The 14,086-nt window shown below is 59.8% G+C and carries 14 protein-coding genes; 2 read left to right on the plus strand and 12 right to left on the minus strand.

Annotated features, from left to right (window positions below):
• Nucleotides 1–7: 7 nt before the first annotated feature.
• The 3 genes from prpC to JF535_RS12805 form a co-directional block, all read right to left on the minus strand.
• Nucleotides 8–1,135: a bifunctional 2-methylcitrate synthase/citrate synthase gene (gene prpC, locus JF535_RS12795; protein WP_207002733.1), complete on the minus strand. Its 1,128-nt coding sequence runs from the start codon at nt 1,133–1,135 to the stop codon at nt 8–10.
• A gap of 174 nt (nt 1,136–1,309) precedes the next feature.
• Nucleotides 1,310–2,188: a methylisocitrate lyase gene (gene prpB, locus JF535_RS12800; protein WP_207002735.1), complete on the minus strand. Its 879-nt coding sequence runs from the start codon at nt 2,186–2,188 to the stop codon at nt 1,310–1,312.
• Nucleotides 2,189–2,209: 21 nt separating this feature from the next.
• A complete protein-coding gene (locus JF535_RS12805) occupies nt 2,210–2,965 on the minus strand; it encodes a GntR family transcriptional regulator (protein ID WP_207002737.1) in 756 nt (251 codons plus the stop codon).
• Between the two features lie 424 nt (nt 2,966–3,389).
• Here JF535_RS12805 and JF535_RS12810 point away from each other — a divergent pair, with 424 nt between their 5' ends.
• Complete coding sequence (locus JF535_RS12810; protein WP_207002739.1) at nt 3,390–3,926, plus strand: DUF2062 domain-containing protein; 537 nt, start codon at nt 3,390–3,392, stop codon at nt 3,924–3,926.
• A 20-nt stretch (nt 3,927–3,946) separates the two neighbouring features.
• Here JF535_RS12810 and JF535_RS12815 read toward each other — a convergent pair whose 3' ends face one another.
• The 4 genes from JF535_RS12815 to JF535_RS12830 all read right to left on the minus strand — a co-directional run bounded on the left by JF535_RS12815 (nt 3,947) and on the right by JF535_RS12830 (nt 8,989).
• Complete coding sequence (locus tag JF535_RS12815; RefSeq protein ID WP_207002747.1) at nt 3,947–5,215, minus strand: lipoprotein-releasing ABC transporter permease subunit; 1,269 nt, start codon at nt 5,213–5,215, stop codon at nt 3,947–3,949.
• 8 nt (nt 5,216–5,223) lie between these two features.
• A complete protein-coding gene (gene lolD, locus JF535_RS12820) occupies nt 5,224–5,973 on the minus strand; it encodes a lipoprotein-releasing ABC transporter ATP-binding protein LolD (RefSeq protein ID WP_207002750.1) in 750 nt (249 codons plus the stop codon).
• A 58-nt stretch (nt 5,974–6,031) separates the two neighbouring features.
• The gene (locus JF535_RS12825) at nt 6,032–7,273 is read right to left on the minus strand and encodes a lipoprotein-releasing ABC transporter permease subunit (protein WP_207002760.1); all 1,242 of its coding nucleotides are present in this window, start codon (nt 7,271–7,273) and stop codon (nt 6,032–6,034) included.
• 84 nt (nt 7,274–7,357) lie between these two features.
• Nucleotides 7,358–8,989, minus strand: a complete 1,632-nt coding sequence (locus tag JF535_RS12830; RefSeq protein ID WP_207002762.1) for an alpha/beta hydrolase — start codon at nt 8,987–8,989, stop codon at nt 7,358–7,360.
• A 198-nt stretch (nt 8,990–9,187) separates the two neighbouring features.
• On the opposite strand from JF535_RS12830, the gene JF535_RS12835 reads away from it, so the two are divergent.
• Nucleotides 9,188–9,496, plus strand: a complete 309-nt coding sequence (locus tag JF535_RS12835) for a hypothetical protein (RefSeq protein WP_207002764.1) — start codon at nt 9,188–9,190, stop codon at nt 9,494–9,496.
• Between the two features lie 74 nt (nt 9,497–9,570).
• Here JF535_RS12835 and JF535_RS12840 read toward each other — a convergent pair whose 3' ends face one another.
• The 5 genes from JF535_RS12840 to nqrF all read right to left on the minus strand — a co-directional run bounded on the left by JF535_RS12840 (nt 9,571) and on the right by nqrF (nt 14,077).
• Nucleotides 9,571–10,038, minus strand: coding sequence for a thioesterase family protein (locus JF535_RS12840; RefSeq protein ID WP_207002766.1), 468 nt, complete (start codon nt 10,036–10,038; stop codon nt 9,571–9,573).
• Nucleotides 10,035–11,432, minus strand: a complete 1,398-nt coding sequence (gene sthA, locus JF535_RS12845; protein ID WP_207002768.1) for a Si-specific NAD(P)(+) transhydrogenase — start codon at nt 11,430–11,432, stop codon at nt 10,035–10,037. Before sthA ends, JF535_RS12840 begins: the two co-directional genes overlap by 4 nt.
• A 45-nt stretch (nt 11,433–11,477) precedes the next feature.
• Nucleotides 11,478–11,744 (minus strand): (Na+)-NQR maturation NqrM, encoded by a 267-nt coding sequence (gene nqrM / locus JF535_RS12850; protein ID WP_207002770.1) that lies wholly within the window; start codon nt 11,742–11,744, stop codon nt 11,478–11,480.
• Nucleotides 11,745–11,746: 2 nt separating this feature from the next.
• Complete coding sequence (locus JF535_RS12855; RefSeq protein WP_242523822.1) at nt 11,747–12,763, minus strand: FAD:protein FMN transferase; 1,017 nt, start codon at nt 12,761–12,763, stop codon at nt 11,747–11,749.
• Nucleotides 12,764–12,853: 90 nt separating this feature from the next.
• Entirely contained in the window at nt 12,854–14,077 is a 1,224-nt protein-coding gene (gene nqrF / locus JF535_RS12860; protein WP_207002774.1) for an NADH:ubiquinone reductase (Na(+)-transporting) subunit F, read from the minus strand.
• Nucleotides 14,078–14,086: the final 9 nt, after the last annotated feature.

Here is a 14,086-nt window from a genome sequence, read left to right on the forward strand (position 1 = left end):
GCGCGGTTTAGCCGCGTTCTGAAATCGGCGTTACTTTACGCGGCTCTGGGCCGACGTACTCGGCACTCGGGCGGATGATGCGGTTGTCGGCGCGCTGTTCGAATACGTGGGCGGCCCAGCCGGTTACGCGGGACATTACGAAGATCGGCGTAAACAGTTTGGTGGGGATGCCCATGAAGTGGTACGCGGAGGCGTGGAAAAAGTCGGCGTTACAGAACAGCTTCTTCTCGCGCCACATGACTTGTTCGCAGCGTACGGATACCGGGTACAGCACGTCGTCGCCGACGTCGGCAGCCAGCTTCTCGGACCACTGCTTGATGATGGCGTTGCGCGGGTCGGATTCGGTGTAGACCGCGTGGCCGAAGCCCATGATTTTTTCCTTGCGCTCCAGCATGCCCAGCAGTTCTTTTTCGGCTTCGTCGGCAGAGGAGAAACGCTCGATCAGTTCCATCGCCGCTTCGTTGGCGCCACCGTGCAGCGGGCCGCGCAGGGAACCGATGGCGCCGGTGATGCAGCTGAACAGGTCAGACAGGGTGGAGGCACAGACGCGCGCGGTGAAGGTGGAGGCGTTGAACTCGTGCTCTGCATAGAGGATCAGGGAGACGTTCATTACCTGTGCGTGCAGGTCGTTGGGCTTTTCGCCGCGCAGCATATGCAGGAAGTGGCCGCCGATGGAGTCGTCATCGGTTTCGGTTTCGATGCGCACGCCGTCGTGGGTGAAGCGATACCAGTAACAGATGATGGACGGGAATGCGGCCAGCAGGCGGTTGGCGCGGTCCTGTTGCTGTTCAAACGATTCTTCGCCTTCCAGGTTGCCCAGCATGGAGCAGCCGGTGCGCATGACGTCCATGGGGTGTGCGTCGGCGGGGATGCGCTCCAGCACTTCGCGCAGGGCCTGCGGCAGGCCGCGCATGGTTTTCAGGGTGCCTTTGTAGTCCGCCAGCTGGGCGACGGTGGGCAATTCGCCGTTAAAGATCAGGTAGGCAACTTCTTCGAACTCGCAGTGTTCTGCCAGGTCTTTGACGTCGTAGCCGCAGTAGGTCAGGCCGGAGCCGGATACGCCTACGGTGGACAGTGCGGTTTTACCAGCGACCTGGCCGCGAAGGCCTGCTCCGCCAACTTTTTTCTCTGCCATCGTTATTTCCCCTTTATCTCTTTGTGAATGGTGGATGCGCTTTGCTTATCCACCCTACGGGTTTGGATTCGTGTCTCTTGCCTGGTGGATGCGCTGCGCTTATCCAACCTACGGGTTCGGGGTTTCCGATTTTGTAGGGGGGATAAGCGCAGCGCATCCACCAATATTTACCGCTTACTTTTTGAAGAGCGCGTCGAGCTTGTCTTCGAACTCGTGGTAGTTCAGGTAGTCGTACAGTTCGGCGCGGGTCTGCATGGTGTCGACCACCGCTTGCTGGTCGCCATTGGCCAGGATGCTGGTGTAGACGTTTTCCGCGGCCTTGTTCATGGCGCGGAAGGCGGACAGCGGGTACAGCACCATGTCGGCACCGGATTCGCCCAGCTCGGCCTTGTTGTACAGCTTGGTTTTGCCGAACTCGGTGATGTTGGCGAGGATCGGTACGTTCAGTGCGTCTTTGAACGCGCGGTAGTGTTCCAGTTCGGTCACGGCTTCGGCGAAGATGCCGTCGGCGCCGGCTTCGATGCAGGCCTGGGCGCGTTCGATAGCGGCTTCCAGGCCTTCCTGCGCGAAGGCGTCGGTGCGGGCCATGATGAAGAAGTCGTCGTCGGTGCGCGCGTCAACGGCGGCCTTGATGCGGTCGACCATTTCCGCTTTGGAGACAATCTCTTTGTTCGGGCGGTGGCCGCAACGCTTCTGCGCAACCTGGTCTTCGATATGTACCGCGGCAGCGCCGGCGCGGATCATTTCCTTGATGGTGCGGGCAATGTTGAACGCCCCACCCCAGCCGGTATCGATATCCACCAGCAGCGGCAGGCTGGAGGCGGCGGTAATGCGGCGTACGTCTTCCAGTACGTTTTCGAGGCTGGTCATACCCAGGTCCGGCAGGCCGTAGGAGGCATTCGCCACACCGGCACCGGACAGGTAGATGGCCTGGTGGCCGATGCGCTCGGCCATGATGGCGGTGTAGGCGTTGATGGTGCCCACGACCTGCAGTGGCTGCTTGTCTTTCAGGGCCTGGCGAAAGCGTGCGCCGGCGGATTCTGTTCTGCTCATAGGCTGCCCCTGTTCTCTCATTTAATCGGTTTGGGAAAGTTTCTTTTCGATGTTGCTGCGCGACGCCCGAATGTGGCGGCGCATCAGGATTTCGGCCAGTTCGCCGTCGCCGGCTTCGATGGCTTCAATGATGTGGCTGTGTTCGCGGAAGGCGCGGTGCGCGCGCGGGCTGGCCATGCCCAGCTGGTAGCGGTACATGCGCACGCGGTAGTAAAGCTTGTTGCACAGGGTGTCGATCAGCAGGTCGTTGTGGGAGGCCTGCACGATGCGGAAGTGGAAGTCGAAGTCCCCTTCTGGCTGGAAATAGGCGGTCCCCTTTTGCAGTTCTTCCTGCTGTTCGTGGCGGGCGAGCATCTGGCGCAGTTCGGCGAGGTCTTCCTGCGAGCGGTTTTCTGCCGCCAGGCGACAGGCCATGCCTTCAAGCGCCTCACGCACGTCGTAAATTTCCAGCAGGCCGCGTTCGGTGAGGTCGACGACCCGTGCGCCCACATTGACGCGGCGCTCGATCAGGCTGAGTGATTCCAGGCGCATCAACGCTTCGCGCAGGCTGCCGCGGCTGGCATCAAACCGACGCGCCAGTTCTGGCTCGCTGATTTTGCTGCCCGCGGCGATCTGGCCCTCGACAATCTCACTGCGCAGGGTGAGGAACAGGCGGTCGGCAAGGCTCTGGGAGCCACGGGCCGCCTTGGTGCTGCCAGTAGTGCTGTCCGCGTGACCCGCGATATCACTGCTGGCCACGGCACCCTCGGCCGATGTTTTTTGCCCTTGCCCATCCATTCTCTACCACCCCGGTCGCGAGACCGCTCGTCCAATGCTTGCCGGTGTTGTGCAAATCACACCAGATTGTCGACACTTTATAGGAACGAAGAGCTTAAATAGCCAGTTTTTATGCGTCAACCCTAAATTTTGTCAACACATTGCCATTTTCATGCTGACTTACTGGTCAGACTGGGGCACGGGAGCAATTTATTGCCCCGCGGGGGCCGTTGGCGAGAATAGTAGTCTTGAAAAAGTGATATAGGCATAATAGCGCCCGCATTGGCTGCATTGGCCGCCGCGAGGCATCAAGCAGCGCTGATCACTCTATTCTTAATAGGGTAACCGGGGTGCGAACTGCCAGGGTCGAGCGTTCCCGGTCGAGAAGATGAGTCGCGATTCTCATTCGCGGAGATTAATCGAGAGTATCGAGCAGATTTGAATCATGCCTAAGAGTGTTATCAGGCGCTGGCTGCCAACTCCCGAACAAGTGCGTGCAAATAACGGCCTGAAGATACTCGGCACCCTGCTGCACGACCCCAACCTGTTTCACCTCAACCGCCATTCTGTGTCTGTCGCGTTTGCGGTGGGCATCTTTACCGCCTTCCTTCCCCTGCCCGGCCAGATGCTGATTGCCGCCCTGCTGGCACTGTGGTTCCGCTGCAACCTGCCGCTGTCGATGGCGCTGGTATGGATCAGCAACCCGGTGACCATGCCGGCCATTTTTTACAGTACCTACAAGCTCGGTGCCTGGTTGCTCGGCACGCCACCCATGCCGTTCAAAATAGAATTGTCTTGGGAGTGGTTGACGGAGGAAGTGGGAAGAATCTGGCTGCCGCTGTTTTCCGGCTCGCTGATCGCCGGCATCTTTTTTGCTGCCGTGGCCTACTTTGTGATGCAGGCGATCTGGCGCTGGCAGGTGGTCAAACGCTGGAAGGCTCGGCTGGCGCAGCGCAAGACGCAGCTCAGCGAAAACAACTGAGCCCGCGCCACGCCCTGCCGTTAGAAATCCTGACGCAATGCCGCAGCCGGCTGTACGCGGCTCGCCTGAAAGGCGGGATACAGCGTGGCAATCAGACTGAGCAGGAAGCCTGCACCCACCACCAGGGCGACATCGCCCCACTCCAGTTCGGAGGGCAGGTAATCGACCGGATAGACGTCGGACTTGAGGAACTGGATACCGAATAACGATTCCAATCCCGCCACCGCATCGGTGACCACCAGCGAGCCAAGCACACCCAGTGCGCCCCCCACCAGTACACCGACCAACCCAACCAGCGCCCCCTGGCTAACAAATGTCAGCAAAATCTCACGGGTACTCGCCCCCATGGTGCGCAAAATGGCAATGTCACCGTGTTTGTCGATGACCACCATGACGAGGGTGGAAACCACGTTGAATGCAGCAATCGCAATAATCAGAAATACCAGCAGGCTCACCAGGTTGCGCGACATCTGTATCGCCTGGTACAGGTTGCCGTGGGTGCCGGTCCAGTCATTGCCGTAAAAACCTTCCACCGGCAACTGGCGCAACAGCTGCTGGAATACGGCAAACGAGCGCAGCATGTCGTCCACACGCACCTGCACGCCAGCGCCACCCGCGCCACCGGCCAGCGCTTTCGCCTGCGCCCAGTCTACCAGTGCGAGGGAGTGATCCAGTGCGGTACCGGAGTGGAAAATATCCACCACGCGGAAGCCCGCGAGCTGCGCCGCGGTACGCCCGCTGCTTTGCGGTGTGCCGCTCTGGGGAACGATGACGGAGAGCTGCTCACCCACCACGATACCCAGCTTGTCCGCGATCCCTTTACCGAGAATGATGCCGGGTTCTGCCGGGTCGCTGGTCAGCGCGGTGAAACTTCCCGGCTGCAAAAAATCGCCAATGGACGATACATCGACAATAGTTTCCGGATTCACGCCCTGTACCAGCAGCGGCGTTACCTCAAGTCCGTTACGGGCCAGGCCGTTGACCTGCCACACTTCTGCGGCAGCGGTGACACCCGGCGCTGTAGCGATTTCGTCGCGCACCTGTGTCCAATTGATATCGGGGCTCGCGTTGTACACCGTGGCGTGGGGCATGATGCCCAGAATGCGCTCGCGCAATTCGCGGTCGAAGCCATTCATCACCGACATCACGACGATCATCAGCGCCACGCCGAGGATCAGCCCGATCATGGACAGCCCGGAGATAAACGACACCAGCCCGGCGGAGTCCTCGCCGCTGCGTTGCGCGCCCGCGTAGCGCAGGCCGATAAAAGCGGGTAATGGTCTAAACATGCTTTACCTCAGGCGCCGCCGCTGTGCTGCCCGTCGGGAACCAGGTCCCCGTCGACCAGATGCAGGCAGCGGTCGAGCGCGCCGGCGAGGTCGGGGTCGTGGGTGACGATGACAAAGCTGATGCCGGTTTCACTATTCAAACGGTCCATCAGCTTGTGAATGTCCCGGGCGGTGGCGCGATCCAGGTTGCCGGTCGGCTCATCCATCAACACGCAGGCCGGCCGCGCGACCAAGGCGCGGGCAATGGCCACCCGCTGACGCTCGCCACCGGAGAGCTGTGCCGGCTTGTGTGTAAGGCGCTGGCCAAGGCCCACCGCCTCGAGCATTTCCTGTGCCGCAGCGCGGGATTCCGCAATCGACTGCTTGCCAATCAACAGCGGCATGGCCACGTTTTCCAGCGCGCTAAATTCGTTCAGCAGGTGGTGGAACTGGTACACGAAGCCCAGGCTGCGATTGCGCAACCAGCCGCGTTCGTTCGCGTTCAGGGCGGCAAGGTTTTTGCCTTCCACCCAGACCTCCCCGGAGGTGGGTGTATCCAGCCCGCCCAACAGGTTAAGCAGTGTGGACTTACCCGAACCCGAGGCGCCAACAATCGCCAGCCGCTCGCCTTTGGGCACCTGTAACTCAACGCCACGCAATACGTCCAGCTGGTTAGCGCCCTGCCGGTAGGTTTTGGTGAGTTGATGGCAGGCCAGCACCACATCGGCGGCCGCCTGCGGGCGGGATTCTTCCGGGTGAATTTCCACTTGGCTGTTCATCTTATGCTTCATTTACCTTGTGGCGTGCAGACGTATCGGCACGCCGAATTATTGGGGTTTATTCGTAGCGCAGTGCTTCTGCCGGGGCAATTTGTGCGGCGCGCCAGGCGGGGAACAGGGTCGCCAGCAGGCTCATGATGACCGCGGCACTCAATACCATCACCGCATCCCCGACGCGAAATTCCGAGGGTAAAAAGCTCACGAAAAATACCCGCGGGTCGAAAATCTGTGCGCCCACCACCCCTTCAATCCAGGAAACCAGATCGGTGAGGTTGAGCGCAATCAGGGTGCCTAACAAGCCGCCTATCAGTGCGCCGATAATGCCAATGGCACTGCCCTGCACCACAAACACCGCCATAATCTGCCGCGAGGTCAGGCCGAGTGTGCGCAGCACCGCGATATCCGAGCGCTTGTCCGCCACCATCAACACCAGTGCCGAGACAATATTAAAGGCGGCCACGGCGACAATGATCATCAGCATCAGGGTCACTACGGTCTTTTCCATTTTCACGGCCTGGAACAGGCTGCCCTGGGAGTGGCTCCAGTCTTCGCCGGTAAACCCTTCTCCCAGGGACTGGGCGTAACCTTCCACGCGCCCCAGTGCGTTGTTCATGTCATCAAACTTGAGCTGCAGGCCCTGCACCTTGCCGCGCATGCGCAGCAGGCGCGCGGCATCGTCCAGATGCATCAGCGCCATATTCTGGTCCACCTGCGCACCGACAGAGAACACGCCGGCAACGGTGAAGCGTTTGGTGCGGGGAAAGATACCGGCGGGCGTGATGACCACTTCCGGCAGGGTGAGAATGACACTGTCGCCGGGAATCACGCCCAGCTGACGGGCGAGAATACGCCCGAGCACGATGTTGTAACTGCGCGACTGCAGGGCATCCAGACTGCCCATCAGCATGTGTTCGCCCACTTTGGAAACTTCGCGCAGGGCGACTGGGTCCACGCCCTGAAACTCAACACCCTGGGACTGGTTGTTGGCACCGAGTAGCGCAAAGCCGCGCACAAACGGGCTGGCGGCAATCACGTGGGGTTTCTGGCGCAGCGACTCCGCCGCGGTGGCCCAGTCTTCCAGGCCGCCTTTTTGTTCCACAAACCCGTGCGGCACCACGGACAGAATACGGGTTTTCAATTCCCGGTCAAAGCCGTTCATCACCGAGGTCACCACGATCAGCGCCAGCACGCCCAGTGCCATGCCCAGTAGGGAGAACCCATTAATGAAGGAAATAAACTGCTGCCGACGGCGGGCAGCCACGTAGCGCAGGCCGATATAAAGAGGAACTGGTTTTATCATGGGTTGATTTAAGCGGAAAAACGCCAAGAAATCCAAGTATTTACGCACATCCGGTGCAGGGTCTGGCTACTTGGACCACAGCGGTCACTTGGGATTCCACTTGAGCAACTTTTCATTCAACCGCTCGATCCCGGCTTCGTCCCAGCCCTCGGGCTCGGTCAGTCGTTGCCAGGCGCGCACATAGTCCGCCGGCGCGTAGCTGTGCCCAAACCCCATGGGCGCAATACCGGCGTGCATATCCATCGCCAGCTGCAACATGGTGACAATGGGATACCACTGGAGGTCCGGTGAAACATCCTGCGCCCGCGGCTGATTCATCCACGCCGGCCGGCGCCAGGCTGCGGCGGGGTCAAAGAACACGATGGGATCGCTACCGTGCTGCAGGTAGGCAATGCGGAACCGCCCCCAGGGTACGCTTCCCTTGTCATACCCACCGAAGTGGTTGCCAAAGCGCACCATCGCGCCGCCACGAAATTCCGGCAACCAGGCGGGCGAGCCTTCATCCCGGTTGGCGGTCACCTGGCGCCAGGTATCGCTGCGAAACGGTGGGCCGGTCCACAGGGCGCCGTGAAAGGGATCGTCGAGGATGTCGTAGAAATCGAAGGAACGATCCGAGTTGAGCGCGCCCAGGCTGAGGCCGAAGAGATACAGCTTCGGCCGTGTGGCACGCGGCAAGGTGCGCCAGTAGCCGTAGATGCTGCGAAACAACGCCTGGGCCGTTTCGCGACCGTAGGCGTCTTCGGTCATCAGCGCGATCGGGCTTGGCAGATAAGAATATTGCGCGGCCACACTGGCGATATCACCGGCAAACAGGTATTCCACGGAGTTGATGGCTCCCGGGTCCACCCAGCCGGTACCCGTGGGTGTGATCAGTATGAGCACCGAGCGCTCGAAGCCCCCCACCCGCTTGAGCTCTTCCAGCGCTAGGCGCGCACGCTCATCCGGTGCATCGGCGGCGTTCAGCCCCGCGTATACCCGGATGGGATCTTTTGCCTCACCGGTGACCTCCGCGATGTCCTTGGCCGTGGGCCCCAGCGCGAGATAGCGCCGCCCCTGATGCCCCATATCCTGCCAGCGCAACAGGGAGCCCGGCCCACCGGCTTTCAACCTCCCTTCCGGCGCCTTCATGTCGGGCACAATCCGGGCGTCGAGACGCTGGTATATACCATCCACCTGGTGGAGCGCTGCCGTCAGCAGCACATCATTGATTACCGCCCAGAACAGCCAGAAGGCGGCGAACAGGCCGAGGATACCCGCAATGCGCCGGGGCACGCGGCGTGCCAGCTTGCCGAAGACAAAAGAAAACAGGCGCTTGAACAGTTTGCCCAGTAACAGAAACAGCAGGAACACCAGGCCAGCGACGAGCGCGATGGTCAGCGGCCGCACCCCGGAGACGGTTTCCAGGCCCATCAGAGAGCGCACGGAATTCTGCCACTGCGTGGCCTGCCAGAGAAAACTGATCGCCAGCAACACACAGAATCCAGCTGCCAGCCAGCGCAACAGACGCGCGGTTTTCGCACTGACGGAAGGCAGCTCGAAAAAGCGCCACAGCGACACCAGCAGCACGCCTACCCCGTAACCCGCTGCCAGTGACGCACCGGAGATCACGCCCTGCACCATGCCTTCACGGGGAATCAGCGAGGGGGTGAGCGAGAGTGCAAAAAAGAGTGTGCCGACCAGCAGGCCCGCTGTAGAGAAAAAGTGCCGCCATTCCATGCGTGGCTGTCCAAAGCATCAAACTCCTAGCAGCCTAGCACAACCCGGTTTGCCGGCCCCCGCTCACGTTTGACCGCCATCAGGCCGGCGCGGCCAGCAGCACTGTGCAGCAGGAAAAACGTGAAGAATTCCGCATGTTTGGGCACAATATCTGCTTTAATGTCTGACACTTAGAACAACATAATTCGGAGAAGGACCATGCTCAGCAGACTCCGCAAACAGATTCCCGCACTGGCCGGCGCCGCCTGCCTTGCCCTGTCTGCAACGGCCACCACCAGCATCCACGCGGAGACGCTCGAAGTACCGGTGGGCAGCCAAAGCAGCGACACCTATGTGGAGCAATTGCGTGGGCTCAAGAAAGACGAGGTCACCGCGCGGCTGGGCGAGCCACTGGGGATTCAGGGGCCGGTGGGCGAACCCGCCATCACCCGTTGGGAGTACCCGGAGTTCTATGTGTATTTTGAGAAGGATGTTGCCCTGCATACGGTGAAAAAACACCGGGGCTGAAGGCAGTTCGGGCGGATCACGTCATGGATCCGCCCTCTTCCGCGCTCGAATCAGGGTTCGACGCCGATTGATAATCAATAAAGGAAGGTAGCGGTTCCGGTAGAGATCAGCTCTTCACTATCGTTGTGCAGCTCCATACGTGTCACGACCAGCTTATTTCCCACCCGAAGAATCGACCCACTACACACAAAGTGCTGCCCTCTGCCGGGCTTCAGATAGTCCACCCGCATATCCACGGTACCCAATCGGGTTAGCCGCTGAACTTTCTCTTGCCAGTCGATCGCCCCGCCCATCCGGTGATAGGCGGCCACCATGGCGGTAAGGCCGCCAACACTGTCCAGCGCCGTCGCAATCACACCGCCATGCAGAATGTTCTGGAAGTGGTTGCCAATCAGCTGTGGCCGCAGATCAAACGCCGCCGACAGGGTCTGGCTCTCCAGGTCAAACTCGTGCAGCCGGAGCCCGATCTCGCGAACGAAGGGGATATCCCCAAATATCCCCTCAACCAGTGAGCGAAACTCTGCAGGAGACGGCTCGCTCATAAACGGGTAATCCGGTTAAGACCATCCAGTGCCGCACTGCGGTAGGCTTCCGCCATGGTCGGGTAGTTGAAGGTGGTATTCACGAAGAAATCGATCGAATTGTTCGGCGCCGGCTGTTTCATAATGGCCTGCCCGATGTGCACGATCTCCGCCGCCTCAGCACCGAAGCAGTGGATGCCGAGAATCTCGCGGGTTTCGATGTGGAACAGAATCTTCAGCATGCCCACACGCTCGCCGGAAATCTGCGCCCGTGCAGTGTGCTTGAACAACGCGCGACCGACTTCGTAAGGCACCTTGGCGTTGGTCAGTTCCGTTTCGGTTTTACCTACGGAAGAGATTTCCGGCAGCGTATAAATACCAGTCGGGGCATCTTCAATCACACGATGACCGCGACCGACAATGGCGGCCGCCACTGCCCGACCCTGGTCGTAGGAGGCGCTGGCCAGGCTCGGCCAGCCGATGACGTCACCGGCCGCATAGATGTTTTCCACTCCGGTGCAGTAATGATCGTCCACTGCCAGCTGGCCCCGGTGGTTGGCCTCGAGGCCAATATTTTCCAGCCCCAGTGAGCCGGTGTTACCGGAACGGCCGTTACACCACAGCAACGCATCCGCGGAAATCCGCTTGCCGGACTGCATTTCCATGGTCACACCACGGTCGGTGCCGATCACTTTGGCATACTCCTCGCGGTGACGCACGGTAACGCCCATATCGCGCAGGTGATAGCTCAGGGCATCGGAGATTTCGTCGTCGAGAAATTCCAGCAGGTGGTTACGGCTGTTGATCAGGTCCACCTTCATACCGAGAGCCGCAAAAATAGAGGCGTACTCACAGCCAATCACGCCGGCACCGTAGATGATGATCGCCTGCGGCGTGTGCTCCATATCCAAAATGGTATCGCTGTCGTATACCCGCGGGTGGTCAAAATCCACATCCGCCGGACGGTAAGGACGCGAGCCCGTGGCAATGACAAATTTTTCGGCGGTAACAATTTCCTTGGCGCCGTCGGTCAGCTGCACTTCAACACTGTTGGCATCGCGGAAGCTGGCTTCGCCGACAATCAGGTCGACCCGGTTGCGCGCATAGCAGCTGGTGTGCATTTCCACCTGGTAGGAAATGACTTTGTTCACCGTCTGCATGACCTGCGGGAAGGTCAGGCGACGCGGTTCACCGAGGGCGCGGAACACACTGTGGGTGTTGTAGCGCATCAGCTGCTTCACGGAATGCCGCAGCGCCTTGGAGGGAATGGTGCCCTTGTGGGTACAGTTGCCGCCCACTGCGGAACGCCGCTCAATTACCGCCGCACGCAGGCCCTTCTTGGCCGCGCTCATGGCCGCGGCTTCCCCCGCCGGACCGGAACCAATTACTACCAGATCGTACTTGGAATCTGCCATTGATTTACTGTCTTTGCATTTTTAGTGGAATCAGGCTTGGATAACTCAAGACTGTTTGTTGTGCTTTTGGGTTGCATCGTACGCGAGGTCAGACGGCGCAGCGGCTTTTGCCAGTGCGGCCTGGCGCTGACGCTCCTGCTCTTTTTCGCACTCGTCGTCGTCACCACCACAAACTTCGCAGTCTTTCTTCATACCCAGGGTGTTCAGACCACCGCAAGTGCCTTTTATCGGCTTGTTTTGCAGGATGGCACCAATAGCCATACCGGCCACCAGCAGCACCATGAGAAAGAATGCAAAAATATAAATAGTCACGGTTACCTCCCCTGACTTTCTAGATAGGGCTGAAACGCACTACTGGCGCGCTCTTCGAACCCGGAATCGGTTTTTACCAGCAGGAACACCGCCAATTGCCGCTGCTCTGCCAATTTTAACGCTTTATCGGCGCCGATCACATTCAGTGCTGTGGCGTAGCCATCCGCCTCCGCACAGGTGTCGGCGATCACCGTGACCGAAGCCAGGCGGTGCTCTACCGGTCGCCCGGTGCGCGGATCTATGGTATGCGCATAGCGCTTGCCGTCGCGCTCGTAGTAATTGCGGTAATCACCGGACGTCGCCACGGCCTTGCCACTCACCACAATCGGTTTCTGCACCACCTGCCCTGCCGACGGACGTTCCACACCAATGCGCCAGGGATTGCCATCGGGGTTTACCCCCGCGGTGCGCAGTTCACCGCCCACCTCCACCAGGTAATTGACGATACCGCGCGAGGACAGCAGCTCGGCCACACGGTCAACGCCGTGGCCTTTGGCGATGGCCGACAGGTCAATCTGCACCGGGCGGGTTTTGGTGAGCGTCGAGCCTGCCACGCGCAACGCATCCGATCCGATCACATCCAGCAACGTCGCAATCTCGCCATCGCTGGGAATGGTTTCCGGCTCCGGCTGCGGGCCAAAGCCCCACAGGTTCACCAGCGGGCCCACGGTGACATCGAATGCGCCGTCGCTGTGCTGATAGATCTCCAGGGCGCGCTGCACCACCTGCGCAAGGTGCGGCGACACGGCCACTGCATCGCCCACTGGTGCGCGGTTGAAGCGCATCAGCTCCGAGTCGGGGATGTAGGTCGACATCTCCTGATTGACCGCAACCAGCTCCGCATCAATGGCACCCTGCAATTCTGCACGCTGCACCCCTGCGGGCACATCCACCACGGTGACGTGGTAGACGGTTCCCATGGTGGGGCCGGTGAGCTTCCAGGTCTGCTTCTGCGGACTACAGGCGGTCAGGCTAACGGCAAGCAGCAGCGCCAGGCCGAGCCCAAGCAGCCCGGCCAAGGAAGAAAACCCGCGCGGCACAAACAAAAACAGGGCCGAAATCATCGGCCCTGTTTTTGTGGATGTGTTGTCACGTCCAATCATACGTGATCAGCCACCGAAGTCGTCGAGCAGGATGTTTTCATCCTCAACGCCCAGATCTTTCAGCATATTGATCACCGCCGCGTTCATCATGGGCGGCCCACACATGTAGTACTCACAATCTTCCGGCGCCGGGTGGTCCTTCAGATAGTTTTCGTACACCACATTGTGGATGAAACCGGTGTAGCCTTCCCAGTTGTCTTCCGGCTGCGGATCAGACAACGCAATATGCCACTGGAAGTTATCGAACTCTTCCTGCAGGCCGTTGTAGTCATCCTCGTAGAACATCTCGCGCAGGGAGCGCGCACCGTACCAGAAGCTGATCTTGCGGCTGGAGTGCAGACGCTTCAGCTGGTCAAAGATGTGCGAACGCATGGGCGCCATGCCGGCACCACCACCGATGAAGACCATTTCGTTGTCGGTATCCTTGGCGAAGAACTCACCGAAGGGACCGTAAACGCGCATCTTGTCGCCCGGCTTCAGGTTGAAGACGTAAGAAGACATCTGGCCCGGGGGAATACCCTCGGTGCGCGGCGGCGGAGTGGCGATACGGATGTTGAACTTAACAACACCCTTCTCTTCCGGATAGTTGGCCATGGAGTAGGCGCGAACTACCGGCTCGGTTACCTTGGACTCCAGCTTGAAGAAGCCAAAGTGCTCCCAGTCACCGCGATACTCTTCTTCGATGTCGAAATCGGAGAATTTCACATGGTGGGGTGGCGCTTCCAGCTGAACGTAACCGCCTGCACGGAAGTCGACGTTCTCGCCTTCCGGCAGCTTCAGGGTCAGCTCTTTAATGAAGGTGGCCACGTTGGGGTTGGATTCCACAGTGCATTCCCACTGCTTCACACCAAACACCTCTTCAGGCACTTCGATCTTCATGTCCTGCTTTACAGCAACCTGACAGGACAGACGCTTGCCTTCTTTGGCTTCACGCGGGGTGAAGTGTGCCGCTTCGGTCGGCAGCATGTCGCCACCGCCCTCTTCAATCACACACACACACTGTGCGCAGGAGCCACCGCCACCACAAGCCGAAGCCAGGAACAGGTTGTTGGCTGCCAAAGTCTGCAGCAGTTTACCGCCGGCCGGTACGGTGAGCGTTTTCTCACCGTTGACCACGATATTGACGTCACCGGTGTTTACCAGGCGAGAACGGGCAACGAGGATAACCGCCACCAGTGCCAGCACAATCACGGTAAACATCGCAACGCCGAGAATAATTTCCAGATTCATCGTATTGCG

Source organism: Microbulbifer salipaludis (assembly GCF_017303155.1).
GTDB lineage: Bacteria > Pseudomonadota > Gammaproteobacteria > Pseudomonadales > Cellvibrionaceae > Microbulbifer > Microbulbifer salipaludis.

Excerpts from the sequence above, each read along its gene's own strand:
- JF535_RS12810 (WP_207002739.1), top strand. The coding sequence starts at position 3,390 with ATGCCTAAGAGTGTTATCAGGCGCTGGCTGCCAACTCCCGAACAAGTG.
- JF535_RS12840 (WP_207002766.1), bottom strand. The coding sequence starts at position 10,038 with ATGAGCGAGCCGTCTCCTGCAGAGTTTCGCTCACTGGTTGAGGGGATA.
- JF535_RS12805 (WP_207002737.1), bottom strand. The coding sequence starts at position 2,965 with ATGGATGGGCAAGGGCAAAAAACATCGGCCGAGGGTGCCGTGGCCAGC.
- prpC (WP_207002733.1), bottom strand. The coding sequence starts at position 1,135 with ATGGCAGAGAAAAAAGTTGGCGGAGCAGGCCTTCGCGGCCAGGTCGCT.
- JF535_RS12825 (WP_207002760.1), bottom strand. The coding sequence starts at position 7,273 with ATGATAAAACCAGTTCCTCTTTATATCGGCCTGCGCTACGTGGCTGCC.
- JF535_RS12835 (WP_207002764.1), top strand. The coding sequence starts at position 9,188 with ATGCTCAGCAGACTCCGCAAACAGATTCCCGCACTGGCCGGCGCCGCC.
- JF535_RS12815 (WP_207002747.1), bottom strand. The coding sequence starts at position 5,215 with ATGTTTAGACCATTACCCGCTTTTATCGGCCTGCGCTACGCGGGCGCG.
- prpB (WP_207002735.1), bottom strand. The coding sequence starts at position 2,188 with ATGAGCAGAACAGAATCCGCCGGCGCACGCTTTCGCCAGGCCCTGAAA.
- sthA (WP_207002768.1), bottom strand. The coding sequence starts at position 11,432 with ATGGCAGATTCCAAGTACGATCTGGTAGTAATTGGTTCCGGTCCGGCG.
- lolD (WP_207002750.1), bottom strand. The coding sequence starts at position 5,973 with ATGAACAGCCAAGTGGAAATTCACCCGGAAGAATCCCGCCCGCAGGCG.
- nqrF (WP_207002774.1), bottom strand. The coding sequence starts at position 14,077 with ATGAATCTGGAAATTATTCTCGGCGTTGCGATGTTTACCGTGATTGTG.
- JF535_RS12830 (WP_207002762.1), bottom strand. The coding sequence starts at position 8,989 with ATGGAATGGCGGCACTTTTTCTCTACAGCGGGCCTGCTGGTCGGCACA.